This window comes from Litchfieldia sinesaloumensis (assembly GCF_900156865.1).
Classification (GTDB): domain Bacteria; phylum Bacillota; class Bacilli; order Bacillales; family Bacillaceae_L; genus Ferdinandcohnia; species Ferdinandcohnia sinesaloumensis.
In genome coordinates this window covers 108,627-127,546 of sequence record NZ_LT732529.1, presented here as the reverse complement: position 1 = coordinate 127,546, position 18,920 = coordinate 108,627, and the positions used below count along the sequence as shown (strand labels likewise).

The 18,920-nt window shown below is 36.5% G+C and carries 12 protein-coding genes; 2 read left to right on the top strand and 10 right to left on the bottom strand.

Translation table 11 applies throughout. The annotated features are described in order from the left end of the window. Positions 1-57 precede the first annotated feature (57 nt). From CZ490_RS00625 to speD, 5 genes are all read right to left on the bottom strand, one after another. A complete protein-coding gene (locus tag CZ490_RS00625) occupies positions 58-993 on the bottom strand; it encodes an SDR family NAD(P)-dependent oxidoreductase (RefSeq protein WP_077617057.1) in 936 nt (311 codons plus the stop codon). A gap of 77 nt (positions 994-1,070) precedes the next feature. Further along, positions 1,071-1,652: a TetR/AcrR family transcriptional regulator gene (locus tag CZ490_RS00620; protein ID WP_077617056.1), complete on the bottom strand. Its 582-nt coding sequence runs from the start codon at positions 1,650-1,652 to the stop codon at positions 1,071-1,073. Between the two features lie 148 nt (positions 1,653-1,800). Further along, positions 1,801-2,508, bottom strand: coding sequence for a TerC family protein (locus CZ490_RS00615; RefSeq protein WP_077617055.1), 708 nt, complete (start codon positions 2,506-2,508; stop codon positions 1,801-1,803). Between the two features lie 89 nt (positions 2,509-2,597). Next, the gene (locus tag CZ490_RS00610) at positions 2,598-2,735 is read right to left on the bottom strand and encodes an FbpB family small basic protein (protein WP_077620894.1); all 138 of its coding nucleotides are present in this window, start codon (positions 2,733-2,735) and stop codon (positions 2,598-2,600) included. Between the two features lie 251 nt (positions 2,736-2,986). Further along, positions 2,987-3,796 (bottom strand): adenosylmethionine decarboxylase, encoded by an 810-nt coding sequence (gene speD, locus CZ490_RS00605; protein WP_077620893.1) that lies wholly within the window; start codon positions 3,794-3,796, stop codon positions 2,987-2,989. A 429-nt stretch (positions 3,797-4,225) separates the two neighbouring features. Here speD and CZ490_RS00600 point away from each other — a divergent pair, with 429 nt between their 5' ends. Then, positions 4,226-5,104: an AraC family transcriptional regulator gene (locus tag CZ490_RS00600; RefSeq protein WP_077617054.1), complete on the top strand. Its 879-nt coding sequence runs from the start codon at positions 4,226-4,228 to the stop codon at positions 5,102-5,104. Between the two features lie 437 nt (positions 5,105-5,541). Further along, entirely contained in the window at positions 5,542-10,170 is a 4,629-nt protein-coding gene (gene pelA, locus CZ490_RS00595) for a pectate lyase (RefSeq protein WP_159439880.1), read from the top strand. 68 nt (positions 10,171-10,238) lie between these two features. On the opposite strand, the gene CZ490_RS00590 is transcribed toward pelA, so the two are convergent. The 5 genes from CZ490_RS00590 to CZ490_RS00570 form a co-directional block, all read right to left on the bottom strand. Next, positions 10,239-12,467: an alpha-galactosidase gene (locus CZ490_RS00590; RefSeq protein WP_077617052.1), complete on the bottom strand. Its 2,229-nt coding sequence runs from the start codon at positions 12,465-12,467 to the stop codon at positions 10,239-10,241. Positions 12,468-12,527: 60 nt separating this feature from the next. Then, a complete protein-coding gene (lacZ, locus tag CZ490_RS00585) occupies positions 12,528-15,569 on the bottom strand; it encodes a beta-galactosidase, LacZ type (RefSeq protein WP_142255316.1) in 3,042 nt (1,013 codons plus the stop codon). A gap of 26 nt (positions 15,570-15,595) precedes the next feature. Beyond that, the gene (locus CZ490_RS00580; protein WP_077617051.1) at positions 15,596-16,420 is read right to left on the bottom strand and encodes a carbohydrate ABC transporter permease; all 825 of its coding nucleotides are present in this window, start codon (positions 16,418-16,420) and stop codon (positions 15,596-15,598) included. Further along, a complete protein-coding gene (locus tag CZ490_RS00575; protein ID WP_077617050.1) occupies positions 16,417-17,343 on the bottom strand; it encodes a carbohydrate ABC transporter permease in 927 nt (308 codons plus the stop codon). Before CZ490_RS00575 ends, CZ490_RS00580 begins: the two co-directional genes overlap by 4 nt. Before the next feature lie 214 nt (positions 17,344-17,557). Beyond that, positions 17,558-18,841, bottom strand: a complete 1,284-nt coding sequence (locus CZ490_RS00570) for an ABC transporter substrate-binding protein (RefSeq protein ID WP_077617049.1) — start codon at positions 18,839-18,841, stop codon at positions 17,558-17,560. Between the last annotated feature and the right edge of the window lie 79 nt (positions 18,842-18,920).

The following is an 18,920-nucleotide window of genomic DNA, read 5'->3' as shown; positions in this document are numbered from 1 at the left end:
AAAAAAAGACAGAACATAGACATCATATCATGTCGTTCTGTCTTTTTCAATGTACTTTTAGTTATTATCCACCATAAAATCCAATGTCTTTCTAATTCCTTCTTCATATGGCGTAACTGGTAAGGAACCAATTTCTCGCTCATATTTTGTTCCATCTAATACGACCGGATCCTCCATTAAATAAAACATCTCAACAACCTCTCTCATTTGCATATCAAAAATACCTAAAAATTGAATCATACCTTTTGACACTGTTGAAACAGTTTTTTGAAAATCAAGATGAGTACGTGCTATATGAATAATCTCCTTACCTGAGATTACTCCTGCGGCAGGGATATTCCAGCTTTGCCCATATGCCTTTTCATGTAGGGAAAGCTCGACAATTGCTTTTGCACCATCAGGTGTATAAATATATTCCCTAGCATTTTGTTGATTCCCGACAAACATGGCCTTTTTGTTTTGAACCATCTTATTAAATGTATAAGTGAGCATGGCATTTTCAGCATTGGGTCCATAGAAATCCGGAAAATGAGCGACAAGAACTGGAGTATTTGCTTGGAAGGCTATTTTCCCAAGTTCTAGCCTAATATTCCCTTTTTTAGTATGAGGGTTTTTCGAGTATTCTTCCTTTATTTTTTCTCCATTTCCCCGACCATAAGCGTAAATATTATCAACTATCGCAAGTTTACAGTTTGACGATTCTGCCACTTTTACCACATTCCTCATTAAAGTTGGCTGCTTTTGAGACCACTCACTGTATGGTATATTTATCGCATGAAAAATAACATCTACTTCTCTTGCCGCATGGGTAAGGTCTGTAATGTTAAATACATCCCCCGCATGAATTTGTACATTCTTACTATCTTGAAAAAACCTCTTTAATTTTTCTTCATTTCGTGCGAATGCAATTACCTCTATTCCACGTTCGATTAACTCCTCGACAATTGCATATCCCATTCCACCAGTTGCACCTAGTACTAAGGCTTTTTTCACTCCAATCCTCTCCTTTGCGTTTATTAACCACTGGTCAAAAGACAATAAAAAAATATATACATTAATCGAGGGGAGTATTACTCTTTCCCCTCAATTATTGGTTTTACAATAAACTCAACATGTGACACCGCTAAACCTTCTACATCCTCAAATGTTTGTTTACTTCTACAGTAATGGGTAACAAATCCATGGATTGACAGGAAAATTGACCAGATATCCTGAATGCTCGCTTTATGATTACTTAAAGACGATAAAGCATTCGCAAACATTCCATAGCTTTCTAGAGGTTCATTTTGAATGCAGCTTTTTACTTCTTCGTCATTTATTAGAAACATCATTTCATATTGGCTTTTGTGTGTTAAGCCGAATTCGATATAACCTATGAGTATTTTTTTTATTTTTTCTACGGGCGGTAAGTCTAGATTGATAATTTGCTCTAAAACTCTATTTAGCATTTCAAAATCTTGAACAACCATTGCATAAAATAAATCAGCTTTATTTTTAAAATGATAATAAATTGCGCCATGGCTGTACTCTAGTTCTTTTGCAATTTGTCGCATTGAAACATGTTGATACCCTTTTTGAACAAATAATTCATGGGCAACATCCATGATCCTTTCCCGTGATAATTCTTCTTGAACCTGTTTTCTTGGTGACATAATTGCTGTATCTCCTTTATTAACCACTGTTCAATAAATAGTTTATTCCAGTTTAACCCAAATGTCAATCAATTCCATGCACATATTTTGTAATCTTCAATACAATATAAAAGCGGACCCTTTTATGGGTCCGCCTAGCCTATAAGTACTATTCTACTTTTGCTAACACTTGTTGTTCTTGTTGTGCTGCATATTCCGTTTTTGCTTTTTTCTGCTTCATATAGCCAATTGCAACTACAGCAGCCACTACGAGAATTTCAAAACCATATTTCACAAAGCCATTACTAAAGACTGAGCTTAGGAATGGTTCTGCAACAATCATCTTTGACGCAGTCCAAGCTAAAATTGCAGCACCAATTGTGATAATGATTGGGAAACGATCAATTAACTTAATGAATAATGTACTTCCCCAAACCATAATTGGAACCGAAATAATTAGTCCCAAAACAACTAGTAAGAAGTTACCATGAGCAGCACCAGCAACTGCTAAAACATTATCTAGACCCATTAGAGCATCTGCAATAATAATGGTTCGTATTGCTGCCCAGAAGTTACCAACTGCTTTAATTTCATGACCTTTGTCGTCAGCTAACAGATTATAAGCAATCCATACAAGAAGGATACCACCTACAAGTCGTAAACCTGGGATTTCAAGGAGCCATACAACTGCTAATGTTGCTACAATTCGAATTGCAATTGCACCTACAGTTCCCCAGATAATAGCTTTCTTTTGTTGTTCTTTAGGTAAATTTCTTGCCGCCAATCCGATTACGATGGCATTGTCGCCCGCAAGCACCAAATCAATCATAATAATAACTAAGAGTGCGGAAAAAAACTCAGCGCTTAAAAATTCCATCAAAGATCTCCCTTCGTTTTTTTGACTATTAAACTATTAAACTTTTAATCTATTTAATTGGGAAAGCATAGACCTTCCCTAGAATAAAACTACTTCACTGTAGTAACATGCTTATCATCAAGACGTTTTTCAATTTTTTCTAACTCTTGCTTATCTCGTAAAAGCTCTTCTTTGTTTCTTTTTATTAATTCTTCCATTGATACTGACCCTATTCTCCTCTTTAACATACCTCTTCTCACCTCGATCCAGTAAAAAACAAAATGACCTTTACCTTGGTTGGTAAAGGCCATAAATAAAGACCTCTACCGTAGTCTGGTAAAGGTCTTGCTAACAACGTTAAAGTTGCCAACAAAGCCGAGAGTTGTGACACTCTGAAATGACGACTTTGCTGTAAAAGCTACTCCCCTTTAGGAGAACAATATTCACAATATTTATTATATGAATAATTTTACATCCTGTTCACACTTTTGTCAACTATTTATCTAATGTTTTTTCCATAAAAAATTTCATCCATTTCGGTAATCAGTTTTTCAGCGATGATTGTTTCCTCTTCTGGCGTTAGTTTTTCCTTCGTATTATTAAAAAACAAGTAGTGCTCTAAGTCAAACTCCTTTAGTTTACATTTTGTGTGAAAAATGTTTTCCTGATACACATTCACATCAAACATATGGTACATTTCTTGAATTTCATCAGGGATGTAGTTTTGAATCGAATTTATTTCATGGTCAATGAATAGCTTATGCCCTGTCACATCTCGCGTGAATCCACGTACTCGATAATCAATTGTCATCACGTCCGTTTCAAACGACTGAATCATATAATTTAACGCTTTAAGAGGAGATATTTCTCCACAGGTTGAAACATCAATGTCAGCTCGAAATGTACTTATTCCTTCATGAGGATGTGATTCAGGATACGTGTGAACGGTGATATGGCTTTTGTCTAACTGCGTAACAACAGACCCTGGAATCGGTCCTGGGGACTCTTCAAACGCTTCATCAGGCGATTCATCGACTGGGCCTTCAGATACCAAAATTGTAACACTTGCCCCCTGCGGAATATAATCCTGCTTTGCGACATTTAAAATATTCGCACCAATGATATCCGCAACATTACTGAGAATCTCAGTTAAGCGATCTGCATTATATACATCATCAATATATTCAATATACGCATCTCGCTCTTCTTGTGAACGCGTATAACAAATATCATACATATTAAAACTTAATGATTTTGTCAGATTGTTGAAACCGTGTAGATTCAGAATCTGATTTGGTGTAAGCGTCATATGCTTCATGTATATATCCCCCTATTTTTATTTTTTCCATATTTTTATATTGGTTGAATCCTGCGATTCTATACATTTAAACGTAATATTCATTTTTTCAAAAAAAATATCCGGCTACATTAGCCGGATACTAAAAAAGATATGATCATTTAAAAGGGGGGTATGAAAAAGCTGTTTCTTTTCCATGTCTTTATATTACTTTGCAAGTATGAAGAAACTATGAACAAATAATTAAGTTTCTATTAATAATTACATTTTGTCCTTTTTTCTCATAACACCTATAATCATTTGATAAGAACCTTGCTAATTAGCAAGGTTTTCATATTTTTAGAGCAATTTATGCACATTTATGACTATCTCTACTATGTTAAACTCATTTTTGAAACCGATTTATTTTTAATATTGGAATAGTTTAAGGAAGGTGGAAAAATGAGAGTCTATCATGATAAATTGTTTAGCAAAAAATTTAAGAGACCGAAATTCTCAGTACAATACAAGGTGGACCGAAAAACTGCATCAAACTTCCATTCTCACTCAGGTTTTGAAATCGTATGGCTCCAGAACGGTGAAACCACATATATTTTTGAAGAAAACGTGTTTCATCTAACAAAAGGACAAATCATCTTTTTTAAGAGTACAGATTTTCATAAGGTCAGATTGCGTAAAGGAGTACCTTATGAAAGAGTCGTTATCCTCTTTTCCGAGGACTTTTTAAGTTTTAAGCATCCAATATTTGAGAAGTTTACACATTTTTTGGACAGTCTCCCTTCCCCACAATACGTGCTTACTCTACAGCCATGGAAGGAAGAATATCTACAACAAATTGTTGATAACCTTTTATTTGAACAAGAGAACGAAGATCTTTGGGAAAAAGAAAGTGCATTAGAGTTATATTTCCTTGAGTTTCTCCTATTTATCGGTCGTGACCTTCAGTCATCCGTTGTACAGAACACACCTCTAATCACAAACCGAGATTCGAGAAAGGGCGAAATGCTTGAAAGGATTTTGAAAGAAATTAATATAGTTTGGAATACCGATTGGCGTCTCGACAACTTGGCCCAAACCTTACATCTAAATAAATATTACCTATGCCATTTTTTCAAGAAAGAACTTGGTTTAACCATCCACGAATACATACTCCAACGAAGAATTAACGAGGCAAAAAAATTATTACATTCTACAAGTGTTCCAATTCATCAAGTTTCGGAAAAAACAGGATTTACTTCCCCATCAAATTTTATCAGAAGCTTTAAAAAACAAGTCAATATGACTCCAAAGCAATTTCGATCTAAAGCAAATATTCTCTGATTCTTACTTCTATTTTTAGGTGCAACTGTTGATGTAAGAGTTTATATATACAACTGTCAATTATAGTAGACACCCTAATAACCATTATCTGTTTTAGTGTTGGTGTTGTATTATATCGTAGGAAAGGCCTCTTTACCTAAAATGATATAGCTCGATAGAAAGAGAGGGTCTCCCCTCTCTTTTTTTGATTCTTTCATACATGCCTATCTCCTATTACAGTAATAATCATTTTGTAAGGTCTCTCCCTAATAGCAATATCAGCATACTTTTACAGCAATATGTTGCTATTTTTGGTGTCAACCCTATGATACACTCTCCTTTGTAACCGTTTTAATAACTGAATATTCCAATAGTTCTTTCGACCTATCAAGGAGGTGTGACATTAGCAGTTCTTTCAGATGTCTATCAATCTATGTACAAAGAAAGGAGTTAAAAAAATGAGTGTAACTAAGCGTTTCGGTTATCTTTTGTTAGTGGTACTACTTACGTTCACAAGTATGTTTTCTTCAGTATCTATAAATCTGGTTAATGCTGAAGAAACGGACGATTCCAGCTTTCTTTTTGAAGCTAATTTTAATGGAGATATCACTGGCGAACCTCCAGCAAATTTTAATGTATCTGAGAATGGTGGAACAATTGAAGTAACAGAAGTTCCGGATCTTACAAACAAGAGTGTATTCCTAAATGACACTAGTGAAACAGCAGACGTGAATCTAAGCAAATCCTTTGATGAACTCGTTGATGTAGTCACTGTGCAAATGAAATTCATGCAACCGAAGTATACAAGCTCTACGAAAGTAATGAGAGTAAAAGGAGACAAAACGCCTATCATTATTGAAACCAAGGATAATCACATATCCTATCGAACTGGGAGCAATTTTACCCCATTGGTTCAACTTGAGGAAAATGTATGGTACGACATCAAGGTTGAGATTGATATAAACAATCAAACAGCAGATGTTTATATCAATGATGAACTTAAATTAGAGGATGCCCAACTAAATGAACCTACGACTAAAGTAAATTATTTTGAAACATTTACTCCAGGTAGTAAAGCACTTGGACATTATGTGGATGACATTAAAATTTCCGGATCTTTACCAAAGGTTGAGCCTGAAGAACCTGAAGAGCCTGGTGAACCGACCCCTCCTTCTGAACCTGTTCAAGGTGGCATTTTTGAAGCTGAGGAAGGAAAGCTAACAAATGCCATTATTGATAATAAACATCCTGGGTTTACAGGAACTGGTTTCGTAGATATGGTACCGAATGCACCAGGAGGTATCATCGAATGGACAATCGATGTTCCTGTCGCAGGAGAATATACGTTAGATTTTCGATTTGCCCATGGTGGAACTGATGAACGTCCTTCCGAAATAAAGGTTAATGGAGAGATTGTCGAGCCTGAACTCGCCTTCAATCCAACAGGTGGTTGGGCAAATTGGATTTACACATCAACTAAAGCAAGCTTAAAGGCTGGCGAGAATATAATTGTTGCTACCGGCGTTGGAGCGAGTGGCGGTGCGAATATCGACCATCTAAAAGTTTATATGGAAGTTGATCAAACCTATGAGGCTGAAGATGCTCATCTAGATGAAAATGGTGTCATCATTGATAATCAGCATCCTGGATTTACGGGAACTGGATTTATTGACTTTAAACCAAATCAGCCAGGCAGCTGGGTTGAATGGACTGTAAATGTTCCAACTGATGGAGAATACTTCATTGACTTCAGATACGCTTCTGGCGGATCTGATGCACGACCTGCTGAGATTAAGGTAAATGACAAGGTTGTAGCAGAATCATTAGCCTTTGACCCTACCGGCGCATGGACAACATGGGTGTACACATCAACTAAAGCAAACTTAAATGCTGGGGAAAATAAAATTCGTGCTACTGGTGTTGGTCCAAGTGGTGGAGCCAATATTGACCATTTGCGAATCCATAATAAAGAAAACGGCTCTAGTGATGGTCCGATTGATGTTGAAGAATCTGATTTAACGGATGTTGTGAGTGGCCTTCACCTAAAAAAATTGAATGAGTTGGGATTGATCGCTGACAAGCAGCCTGCTGATAACGATTCTATCTCAAGACTTGAGCTCATGGCATTAATTAATAGTAAACTTGGACTTGAAAAAGAAGAACCATTTAAGGGCTTAAGTAGTGAAACAAACGTTTGGGAAGTCTCCCTTACTGAATGGTATTCCTATGTTCTTGCAGCTGCGAAACAAGCTGGCTACATGGATAGTCTTGTAAAGAATAATAAGATTCATCCGGACATGTTACTAAAGAAACAGGAAGCAGTAGAAATTATTAAGAATTTAAATGGTACCGCAACATTAGCAAATGATGATAATAATGACCTTACATGGGGAGAAGCAAAAATCCTAGTTGATTCTCTTCCAAGCGATGATTCAAATAATACCGTTCAAATTGCGAATGTTCATGCGATATCAAGCAATCTTATTGCTATTACATTAAATAGTACATTTGATGAATTTGATTTCTCTGATATTCGTGTCGTTTATCCTACTGGTAATTGGTCGACTCTCAGCCCTAACTTCAAGAATCTCAGAATTGATAAGGCCGCAAAAGGTAAAAATAAATTTGGCCAAACAGTACTTATTTTAAACAGTTTAGATGAACTGGATCAAAACGGGCAGTACGTAGTTGAACCAGAGAAGGTAGATTTTAAAGGCGATTTAAACGAAGCGATTCGAAAAGCTGATAATCTATTAACCTGGCAAATGGAGCATGGTGGTTGGACAAAAAACTGGCCACATATTTATGAACGCCCTTGGGATGGGACTGAGCCTCGTTCTGAATGGATTGAAAATGGTGTTGAATTAGGTACGATTGATAATGATGCAACGATTAAGGAGATCCTTTTCTTAGCCGAGGTGTATCGTGAAACCGGCGATAAAAAATACAAAGATAGCGTTGAAAAAGGACTTGAGTTCTTATTCCAATTACAATACGACACTGGTGGGTTCGCTCAGGTCTATCCTAGTCGCGGTAATTACTCCGACTATGTCACCTTTAATGATGAAGCAATGATCAATGTTTTAGAGATGATGGATGATATTGTTGAAAATAGGTATCCATTTGACTCTGATGTATTGGACGATTCGTATATTCAAAGAATCAAGCTTTCAATTAAAAGTGGAATTGATTATATTTTAAAAGCACAAATTAAATTCCCTGATGGAACGTTAACCGCTTGGGGCGCTCAGCATGATCCGTATACGTTTGAACCACAAAATGCACGTGCCTATGAGCATGCATCGGTTTCAGGTCAGGAATCAATTGGTATTATAAGATTCCTTATGTCTCGTCCACAAACTGATGAAATAAAGAAATCAGTTCTTGCTGCACTACAATGGCTAGATGAGGTTAAACTAGAAAATACTCGATATGTAAGTGGTGATCCAAATAATGTGTATTTTGTAGAAGATTCAAATTCTACCGCATGGTATAGATTTTATGAGATTGGTACCAACCGTGGAATCTTCTCTGGTCGGGATGGTGTTATTAAATACGACATTATGGAAATTGAAGAAGAACGTCGAAATGGTTATTCATGGGGTGGTCATTGGGGGACGAAATTATTAAGTACTGTCTCAGAAACTGGATATTTTACAAATCACGTATATGCACAGGTAGTTGGTACTAACTCTAATGATCTTGATGGTCGACAATTAAAAGATGGTGATATCAAAGTTGTGAAAAGCATAGAAGAACAGATTGGTGAGATTGAAAATGAAATCTTTGTTGCTAAAGATGGAACTGGTGACTATACAACAGTCCAAGCTGCAATTGATGCGATTCCTGCAAATAATACAACTCCGATTACGATTTTTATCAAAAATGGAGTCTATAAAGAGGTTGTCACTGTACCGAATACTAAACCATTTATTACAATAATTGGTGAAGACCCAGAAAAGACTATCTTAACTTACGATAACTTTGCGGGTAGAGATAATGGTGTTGGTGGTACTCTTGGTACAAGTGGAAGTGCAAGTGTCTATTTACGCGCGAATGATTTCAGAGTTGAAAATGTAACATTCGAAAACTCTTTTGATGAAAGCTCCACAGATGTGAGCGGTAAACAAGCTGTTGCCGTATATGCTGCTGGGGAACGGCAATATTTTAAGAATGTAAGATTCATTGGTAACCAGGATACCTTATATGTCCACTCTGGAAGCCAATACTATACACAAGTGTATGTTGAAGGTGATGTTGATTTTATCTTCGGTGCAGCACGCGCTGTTTTTGAGGATTCTATTATTCACTCACTTGACCGTGGTTCAGACTCAAATAATGGATATATCACTGCTGCAAGTACTTTAATCACAGATCCATACGGAATCTTGATCAAGGATAGCAAGCTTACAAGTGATGCTCCTGCTGGCACTGTCTATTTAGGCAGACCTTGGCCTGCTGGTGGAAATCCAAATGCAATCGGTAGTGTGGTCATTATGAATAGTGAACTCGGAAATCACATTAAAGAAGAAGGCTGGACATCCATGAGTGGCTTGGATCCTGAAAAAGCACGCTTATATGAATATAAAAACTTCGGACCTGGTGCTGCAATTAATGAATCAAGAAGGCAGCTGACCGATGAAGAAGCCGCTAACTGGACAGTGAAAAATGTACTAAATGGTTGGGATCCTACAGATGGGGAAACTGAGGAACCAGGTGGGGACGAAGAACCGCCTGGTGACGGTGAAGAGCCTGGAGACGGTAACGAGAACCCTGGTAATGGTGAAAATCCGGGGAATGGTAACGAAAACCCTGGTAATGGTGAGAATCCAGGGAACGGTAACGAAAACCCTGGTGATGGCGAGAATCCAGGGAACGGTAACGAGAACCCTGGTAATGGTAAGAATCCAGGCAATGGTGACGAAAATAAAGACAATTCTGAAGGGCCTGAGAATAAAAAAGGTGACAATACCTTACCCACTACTGCCACTTCGAACTATAACTGGCTAATGCTAGGTTTTCTTTTCACTCTAATTGGAATTAGTGTTGGTTGTGTATATTATAGAAGAAAAGGATTAAACTCCTAAATAATTATAGGGTTCGTAGCAAAAAAGAGAGGGTTCTCCCCTCTCTTTTTCGCATACATTTCTAACCCTTATCCTTTTAAGTAATAAACAATAGATTGATAATCTCCACCGCGTTCTGCATGTTGTCCATTAGCACCATTAAACTCGACTGAAAGTGGCAATCCTCTATACATTAATTCATCTCCGTAATAAATATCTTCTGTTCCATTTATAGTATATGAGATAGATTCATCTAATCCTTTTAACGTTAAGACTTGATGTTTTTTTGTAGTAGGAGTAGCTAGCACTTTATAGTAGCCTACTAATGCTTCTTTTTTATCTTTTGAAACAATCATCCATGCAGTTTCATTTTGTTCAAACGGACTTTGAAGTCGGTAAAAGTTCCCGTCACGAACAAGATTACGATGTGTCTTATAAAATTCCACTTGCACTTTTATAACATTACGATCTTCATCACTTAACTCTAACGGATTCAGTTCATAACCAAAGGTTCCAAAATAAGCTGTGTTTGCTCTTGTTTCAATGGATGTTGACCGTAACGTTTGATGGTTAGGTGCAGCGGAAACATGTGAACCCATACTATAAATCGGATAAACGATGGATGTTCCATACTGAATCTTGAGTCTTTCGACTGCATCTGTATCATCACTTGTCCACGCCTGTGGCGCATAATATAACATTCCAGGATCAAATCGTCCCCCACCACCTGCACATGATTCAAACAAAACTGTTGGGAATTCAGATGTTAGTTTATCGTATAAAGTATAAACACCTAGAATGTAACGATGGAAAAACTCACCCTGTTTCTCATATGAAAGTGCGTTTGAAAATGCATCCGTAATATTACGGTTCATATCCCATTTGATGTAGGACAAATTCGTTCTCTTTATGATTGTGGCCATCTTCTCATAAAGATACTCGACAACTTCTTCTCTTGAAAAATCAAGTACAAGCTGATTTCGTCCAAAAGTTAAGTGCTCCTGTGGTCTTCCTATTATCCAATCTGGATGTGTTTCAAACAAAAGGCTATTCGGACTTACCATTTCAGGTTCAAACCATAGTCCGAATTCCATTCCTAGTTTGTTTATCTTCTCTGAGAGAGAGGTTAAACCATCAGGTAATTTCTCTTCATTTTCAAACCAGTCACCGAGTGAGGATGTATCATCATTTCTTTTACCAAACCAACCATCATCTAAGACAAACAATTCAATTCCAAGTTCACTTGCACTTTTTGCGATATTAACTAATTTTTCTTCATTAAAATCAAAATAAGTTGCTTCCCAGTTATTAATTAAAATAGGTCTATCTTCAGTTTTCCACGGATCTCTAATTAGCTGATTTTTATATAGATTATGGAACGTCTGACTCATCCCATTTAATCCATTTTCTGAGTAAACCATAACCACTTCAGGGGTCTGAAAACTATCTTCTCCTTCAAGTTGCCACTTAAACTGATGAGGATGAATCCCCATCATGACTCGCGCCGTATCATAATGGTCCACTTCAACTTGACCTAAGAAATTACTACTGTATACGAAATTGAAACCATAAACCTCATTATCATGCTCTGTTGCATCTTTTCTCATTAATGCTATAAATGGATTATGATGATGTGAACTTGCTCCCCGAATACTTGCAACCGAGTGAATGCCTGGTACAAGGTCACGTTTCTCAAGATGCCTTTCCCTTGACCAAGTACCAGCTAAATGAATCATTCTTAAATCAGCTGCATCTGGAAGGTCAATCGAAGAACTCATTAACTTTTTTATATAGATTGGATTAGATCCACTATTTCTCAAGGCTACACTTCTAGTTATAACTGAAAAGTCATGAAATATGGTGTAGGTTAACTGTAGTTCTGCTTGAACTTTTTCATCAATTAATGTAATTGTAATAGAACTTGCTTCGTTTTCTTTTGCGTATGTTGCAGGTAATCCCTTGAGATTTGGTTTCCCTTGAGAGATTTCATATGATTTATAAATAAAACCATTACCAATTCTCCCTTCGTTTGTTTCAAGCTCAATCGCAGCGTCTCGGAAATCTCCTTTTCCGTAAACCGGATATTCTTGTCTAATGGTTTCTAACGAGAATGCAGGATCATCTTGAAAGTAATGACAGCTGGCTGCCGTTGGAATATCTGTACGCTGGAAATGAGAAAAATCCGTTCTGTGTTTGATGGCCTTCCCAAAATATAACTGACCCAGACTCCCATTTTTTAAGACATTAAAAATATAACTAATGTTACCGTTTGTTAAGTGAAATTCTTTGGTTTGCTCGTTTATTAGTATATAATTCATCACTTTTCCCCTCCTATACTAAAGAGCTTGATAAAATCAAGCTCTTTAGATTTATATCATTTACAGTGGCTGAATGATAAACTCGAATTCTCTATCTTCATTTGCCTGAAGTAGATGCTCTTCATGTACAGGTGCTCCCCAGCTATCGTCACCACCAACACCCATTTGCTTTCCTGCGACTGTAACAACTGTATAGTGCACAGGTGGCAACTCATAAACATGTTGCGCAGACTCAAGTTCAAATGCTGTATATGGTGAGAAATTACATTCAACTGGTTCTGAAACTGATTCAATTTTGAGACCAGTTCCTTCCCTATTTGTTAAACGAACCCAACGTACACCGGTACGATTACCTGATTCCTGCGGCATGACATAGCCTGAGAGATTATCTTTAACGTTGTTAGTAAAGATACTTAATTTTGCTCCTTCTGAACGATCCGAGTAATTCTCATCTGGACCCATTGCATACCATTCTAACTGATCATAATCTGCAGATACTTTGAAAGATACAGCATGTATAGGCATTTGTGGTAATCCTTCAGTACCATGATATACGGATTTAACTCTTACACTTCCGTCACGAAGCACTGTATAATCAACCTTAACTTTAACCTCACTATGAATTGGTAATTTATATACAAAACTCACCCGAACGGAATCTACTTCTTCCTGCACGTCTACTCCTACACATTTGCGTGCAAGACTAGAGGTTAACCACTCACCTGAATGATAGGTTTGAGAAAATCCTCTGTCATTATCAGTTGTAGCTCTCCAGAATAATGGTGCTGGAGGCATTTCAATCATTTCATTTCCTGCATATTTTAATGAAATCAAACTCCCAGCTTGTTTTGAGAAGATAGCAGAGAATTCCCTTCCATGAACACCGATATTAACATCACCGTAAGCTACTCGTAATTCACTAGCTTTATCTCTTTGAATTGATATCAATTTTTCCCCGACCTCAAATATGAATTGTCCAAATGCGATTTCATAACCAGCGTCAGCCCAAACTGTTTGTTCCTTAAGTTTGAATGAAACTAGGATGCTATATTCGCCTGGTAGATCCATAACGCCAGACGGCCAATTGAACGACAGATTTCCCTCGCTTAATGGTGCAATATCAACATTAGTAGTAGTTTTGTATACCTCTACCCCTTCTCGATATAACACATATTGAAGCTCAAAATCAGTTGTATTTGTAAATAGGTTATCATTTACAATTCTTACACCAGATTGATCTGGGTATAGCTTAATGTTTTGATACAGAAACTTTACTTCTTGCATTTTAGGTGAAAGCTCTCGGGTTGCATACACAATTCCATTTGTACAAAACCCATAATCAGTTGGGCGATCCCCAAAGTCTCCTCCATATGCCAAAAACTCGTTTCCGTAACGGTCCTTTTTGATTAGAGACTGGTCAATATAGTCCCATATGAAGCCACCCTGATACATAGGATATTTACTTTCTAAATCTGTATATTTATTCATACCTCCAAGTGAATTACCCATTGCATGCATATATTCACAGCTGATATAAGGTTTTTCAGGTTGATTGTTCAAATAGTTTTCAATATCAGCTGGCTTTGCATACATGCGGCTTTCCATATCACTTATCTCATCATAATCACGGTTATGGAATACTCCTTCATAATGAACAAGACGACTTGGGTCTACTTTTTTAAAATATTTAGAAACACTTAAAATGACTTCACCAGCATATGATTCATTTCCACAAGACCAAATCACAATCGATGGATGATTTTTATCTCTTTCAAACATGGAAACTGCACGATCCATTACAATATCATGCCATTCAGGTTTATTCCCTGGTATATTCCATGATGGCTCTACAGCCCCCATCTTCTGCCATGAACCATGGGTTTCTAAGTTCATTTCATCAATTACATAGATTCCATATTCATCACAAAGCTCATACCAAAGGCTTTGATTTGGATAATGAGATGTCCTGACTGCGTTAATATTATGTTGTTTAAGAGTTTTAATATCCCAAAGCATATCTTCTTTCGTAATTGCACGGCCAGTTTGATAGTTAAATTCATGACGATTAACACCTTTGAATACGATTCGTTCGCCATTTATTTTCATAACCTTATCAACAAGTTCAAATCTTCTAAACCCAACACTCTGTGGCACAACTTCAATTAATTCTCCAGATTGATTAAAGACCTGAAGATACAATCTATACAAATAAGGTTTTTCAGCACTCCAAAGATTTGGCTCGTTAAGTGACATAGAAAATGAATGCTTGCTATCTGATAGGTTCATATTTTCAGATATAACAAGTTGATTTTCTGCGTCAAATAACTCAACTACTAATGGCACGTCAGTAGATATACTCTTTAACAATTCAAGATTTACATTCAGCGTTCCAACCGTTAAGGATTGATCTAAATCAGCATTTACATGTAGGTCACGAATATGAATTTCGGGAACTGTATATAAATATACATCTCTAAAAATCCCTGAAAATCTCCAGAAATCTTGATCTTCTAACCAACTTCCTGTACTACGTTGATATACTTCAACACAAAGCTTATTTTCTCCATCCTTTATAAAAGGAGTTAATTCAAATTCTGCAGGTGTAAATGAGTCTTCACTGTATCCTACAAATTCACCATTTAGCCAAACATAGAATGCAGATTCTACTCCTTGAAAAGAGATATATACAGGCTTCTGTACCATGTTTTCAGGAACAGTAAAATACTTTACATAACTACCAACTGGATTGTGGTCAGTCGGGATTTCAGGTGGACGAATATCATTATGTCCATCCCAAGGATACATCGTATTTACATATTGTGGTTGTCCATACCCCTGTAATTGGATATGCCCTGGAACTTTGATATGTTCCCAACTTCGACAATCATAATCCAACTCATAAAATTCTTTTGGGCGAAGTTTCGGATTATCTGCATAATGAAATTTCCAATTGCCGTTCATATCAAAGCGCATACTCATAGGCGCTTTATCTTTTGCTTCCTCCAAATTTTCATAATAAGAGTGATCCGAATGTGCTGATACTCGATTAACTGCAAATACATTCAAATCTGAAAGCCAGTTTAAACTCGGTTTCATAGTCATTATTACACTACCTTTCCTTAAAAATGTTATTTCACAGATCCCATCATTCCTGCAACGAAATGCTTTTGCATTAAGAAGAATATTAGCGCTGCAGGTAAAGTAGCAATTACAATTGCTGTCATAATCATTCCATAATCAGGTGAATAACTTGAACCTAGATTTGAAATAAGCAAGGGTATTGTCTGATTTTCAGGAGATTGTAACACTACTAATGGCCATAGATAGTTATTCCAACTAGCCATGAACGTAATAATAGCTGCTGCTGCATAAGTTGTTTTCATTGTTGGTACGTATATTTTAAAGAATACTCCTAATTCACTTAATCCATCAATTCGACCTGCCTCTAAAATATCCTTCGGAAACATTTTTGTATTTTGGCGGAAGAAAAAGATAAGAAACGCTGTAGTAATACTCGGTAGTACTGCTGCAGTTAGTGTATCAATTCCCATAAATGGAGCGTTTTGTGAAATTGAACCAAACATACGGAACAACGGTACCATTAAGGCTGCAAAAGGTATCATCATTGAAAGTAATAGAATATTGAATACAATATCTTTTGCCTTACTCCTATGAATCTCAAAACCATAACCAGCTAAAGAACCTATCAATAAAGCTAGAATAGTTGTAGAGATTGAAACCTTTGCTGAGTTGACTAGTGCAGGTACTAAATTTACTGTCTCTAGAAGGTTCTGAAAGTTTTCTATTAAATTTGAGCCGGGTAACAATCTACCTTTTGTTACATCTACTGATTTATTCGTAGCACTTACAATCATCCACAAGAAAGGGAATACCGAGATGATTGTGGCAATAATTAATACTCCATAACTAATAACACGTTTGAATTTACTCATTTTTTATCACCTGCCACTTTAAACTGAATGATAGAGAAGAAAACAATCATAATTACGATAGCATACGATACTGTTGCAGCGTAGCCAAAGTCTGGTGTGTATTTAAAGGAAATATTATAGATATATTGTGATATTGTGATTGTGGAGTTACCAGGTCCCCCACCGGTAATATTCATAACCTCATCAAACAATTGAAGCGTACCAATCGTTGAAGTAATTGAAGTGAATAGAATAATAGGCTTCAACATCGGTATTGTAATTTTGAAAAACTGTTGGACAGATGTTGCACCATCAATTTTCGCTGCTTCATAAATAGATGGGTCTATGTTTTGTAAAGAAGATAGGTAGAATATCATATTATATCCTGTCCATCTCCATGTAATCGCAATAATAATCGCTATCTTCGCCCAGAAGGGGTCAGTAAGCCATTGAATTGGTTCAGATATTATAGATATTTTCATTAACATAATATTTAGTATTCCATCTACTCCAAATAGATATTTGAATATAACGGAATAGGCGACCAAAGACGTAACAGCTGGTAAAAAGATAGCGGTACGGAATAAACCTTTGAACTTTAATGTCTTGTCATTTAATAAGACTGAGAATACAAGAGCTAATAAGATCATCACCGGTACTTGGACTATTAAAAAAATGACTGTATTTTTAACGGCTGCAATAAAGGTTGGATCTTGAAAAAGACGTTTGTAATTTTCCAATCCAACAAAAGTTAGATTTGTTCCTGTCCCAGATTGAAATGACATTATTAATGCTTGAACCATTGGGTAAAAATAGAACCAACAGATCATAATGGTTGCAATTGCAATAAATGACCAGCCAATTAATGCATTTTTCGTACGAAGACCTCTTGAAGATTTACTTGTTTTTCGGGGTATATCGGCGTTCGTTTTCGCTGTAATCATTTTTAGTCAACTCCCTACTTCTATAAATAAATTTAGAACACGATTTGCCGCCAATATTGGAGGAAACTGATGTCTATTGCTCTATTTAATAATAAGAGCCTCGGAAGTTCTCGCCTGACGCTTCAGGACAGCTCCGCTATAAGAGGAGTTGAGAGTTTTCCGAGGCATTGCCTCAATATCAATTTTGTCAGATTTTCGAGACTATATGTGGTTATTATTTGACCTGTGCTTCAGCTTGTTTTTGTGCATCCTTTAACACGTCGTCAATTGATTTACCTTTTAAATAGTTTTGCATCTCAACAACTAAAATGTCTTCTAACGCGTACGTATGCAGACCATAGTTAACCTGCGGAATTTGTTCTGTCCATGTTGAGAAGTCAGAAACGATTGTTTGTCCACCAAAGTACTCATCTGCAGCTTGATATGCTTCACCTTCAGCAGCTGGCATATACGTACCAATCGCACCGATTTCATTAATTAATGTTTGATACATATCAGCATTTGAACCGAATGTTTTTGCTAGGAAGTCTACAGCATCTTCCTTACCATCTACATTAAGTACATACCATGAACTTCCTCCAAGGTTTGAAGCATTCACAGAGCCTTCAACATCAGGAAGAGTTGGAAATGGAACTACTGCCCAATTGCCTGATTGTGAAGCTTCAGCTTTAATCGAAGGTGTAATCCAGTTTCCTGTTGGAACAGATGCCACATCACCACTATTAAACGCCGCTAAGAACTGACTCCAGTCAGAAACTGGCTTTACAATATCTGCATCAAGAATTGATTTGTATACTTCAAATGCCTGTTCTAGTGCCTCATTGTCAGCTAAGTTTGGTGTTACACCATCTTCTTTTAAATACCAAGAGTTACTTGATTGGATCATCATACGAATTTGTCCAAGATCATTTGGATCAAGAGTTAACATATCTTTTCCAGTTGTTTCTTTGATTTTCTTACCGATTTCAATGAATTTATTCCAATCAACATTTGTAATATCTTCTACTGAGTAACCAGCTTCTTCTAAATAATCAGTTCTAACATATAAACCTGCTACACCAGTGTCAAATGGAAGGCCATAGTTTTCTCCTTCGAAACTAGTTGGTGCAATTTTATACGGTGCAAAATCATCAACATTAAATGACCCCGTAATTTTGTGGAATGAATCTGGATATGCTTGTAAAAAGCTTTGTGCACGATAATCTTCTATTAGAACGATGTTAGGCAATCCTTTAGTTGTTCCAGAGCTAAGTGCTGTATTTAGCTTTTGAATAATATCGTCTTGGGCATTTTCGACAATATTTACTTTTACATCAGCGTTTTCATCAGCAAACACTTCTTTAGCAATTTCCATTGCTTTAATATTAAAATTAGGATCCCAAGCCCATACTGTTATTTCATTTGTATCTTTTGACTCGTCTGCCGTTTTTTCTGAATCAGATGAACATGCAGATAAAATTAAAATACTAACAAATAATAATGCTAAGATTTTTTTCATGGATATTCCCCCTTGAATTATTCTTTATTTGAAAGCGTTATCTTTATTACATATCTATCTTAGCACCTAAATTCACCGT

What these genes read in the sequence shown, in the direction of transcription:
- CZ490_RS00620 (WP_077617056.1), bottom strand. Translation starts at nt 1,652, where the DNA reads ATGTCACCAAGAAAACAGGTTCAAGAAGAATTATCACGGGAAAGGATC.
- CZ490_RS00615 (WP_077617055.1), bottom strand. Translation starts at nt 2,508, where the DNA reads ATGGAATTTTTAAGCGCTGAGTTTTTTTCCGCACTCTTAGTTATTATT.
- CZ490_RS00610 (WP_077620894.1), bottom strand. Translation starts at nt 2,735, where the DNA reads ATGTTAAAGAGGAGAATAGGGTCAGTATCAATGGAAGAATTAATAAAA.
- speD (WP_077620893.1), bottom strand. Translation starts at nt 3,796, where the DNA reads ATGACGCTTACACCAAATCAGATTCTGAATCTACACGGTTTCAACAAT.
- CZ490_RS00600 (WP_077617054.1), top strand. Translation starts at nt 4,226, where the DNA reads ATGAGAGTCTATCATGATAAATTGTTTAGCAAAAAATTTAAGAGACCG.
- pelA (WP_159439880.1), top strand. Translation starts at nt 5,542, where the DNA reads ATGAGTGTAACTAAGCGTTTCGGTTATCTTTTGTTAGTGGTACTACTT.
- CZ490_RS00590 (WP_077617052.1), bottom strand. Translation starts at nt 12,467, where the DNA reads ATGAATTATATACTAATAAACGAGCAAACCAAAGAATTTCACTTAACA.
- lacZ (WP_142255316.1), bottom strand. Translation starts at nt 15,569, where the DNA reads ATGACTATGAAACCGAGTTTAAACTGGCTTTCAGATTTGAATGTATTT.
- CZ490_RS00580 (WP_077617051.1), bottom strand. Translation starts at nt 16,420, where the DNA reads ATGAGTAAATTCAAACGTGTTATTAGTTATGGAGTATTAATTATTGCC.
- CZ490_RS00575 (WP_077617050.1), bottom strand. Translation starts at nt 17,343, where the DNA reads ATGATTACAGCGAAAACGAACGCCGATATACCCCGAAAAACAAGTAAA.
- CZ490_RS00570 (WP_077617049.1), bottom strand. Translation starts at nt 18,841, where the DNA reads ATGAAAAAAATCTTAGCATTATTATTTGTTAGTATTTTAATTTTATCT.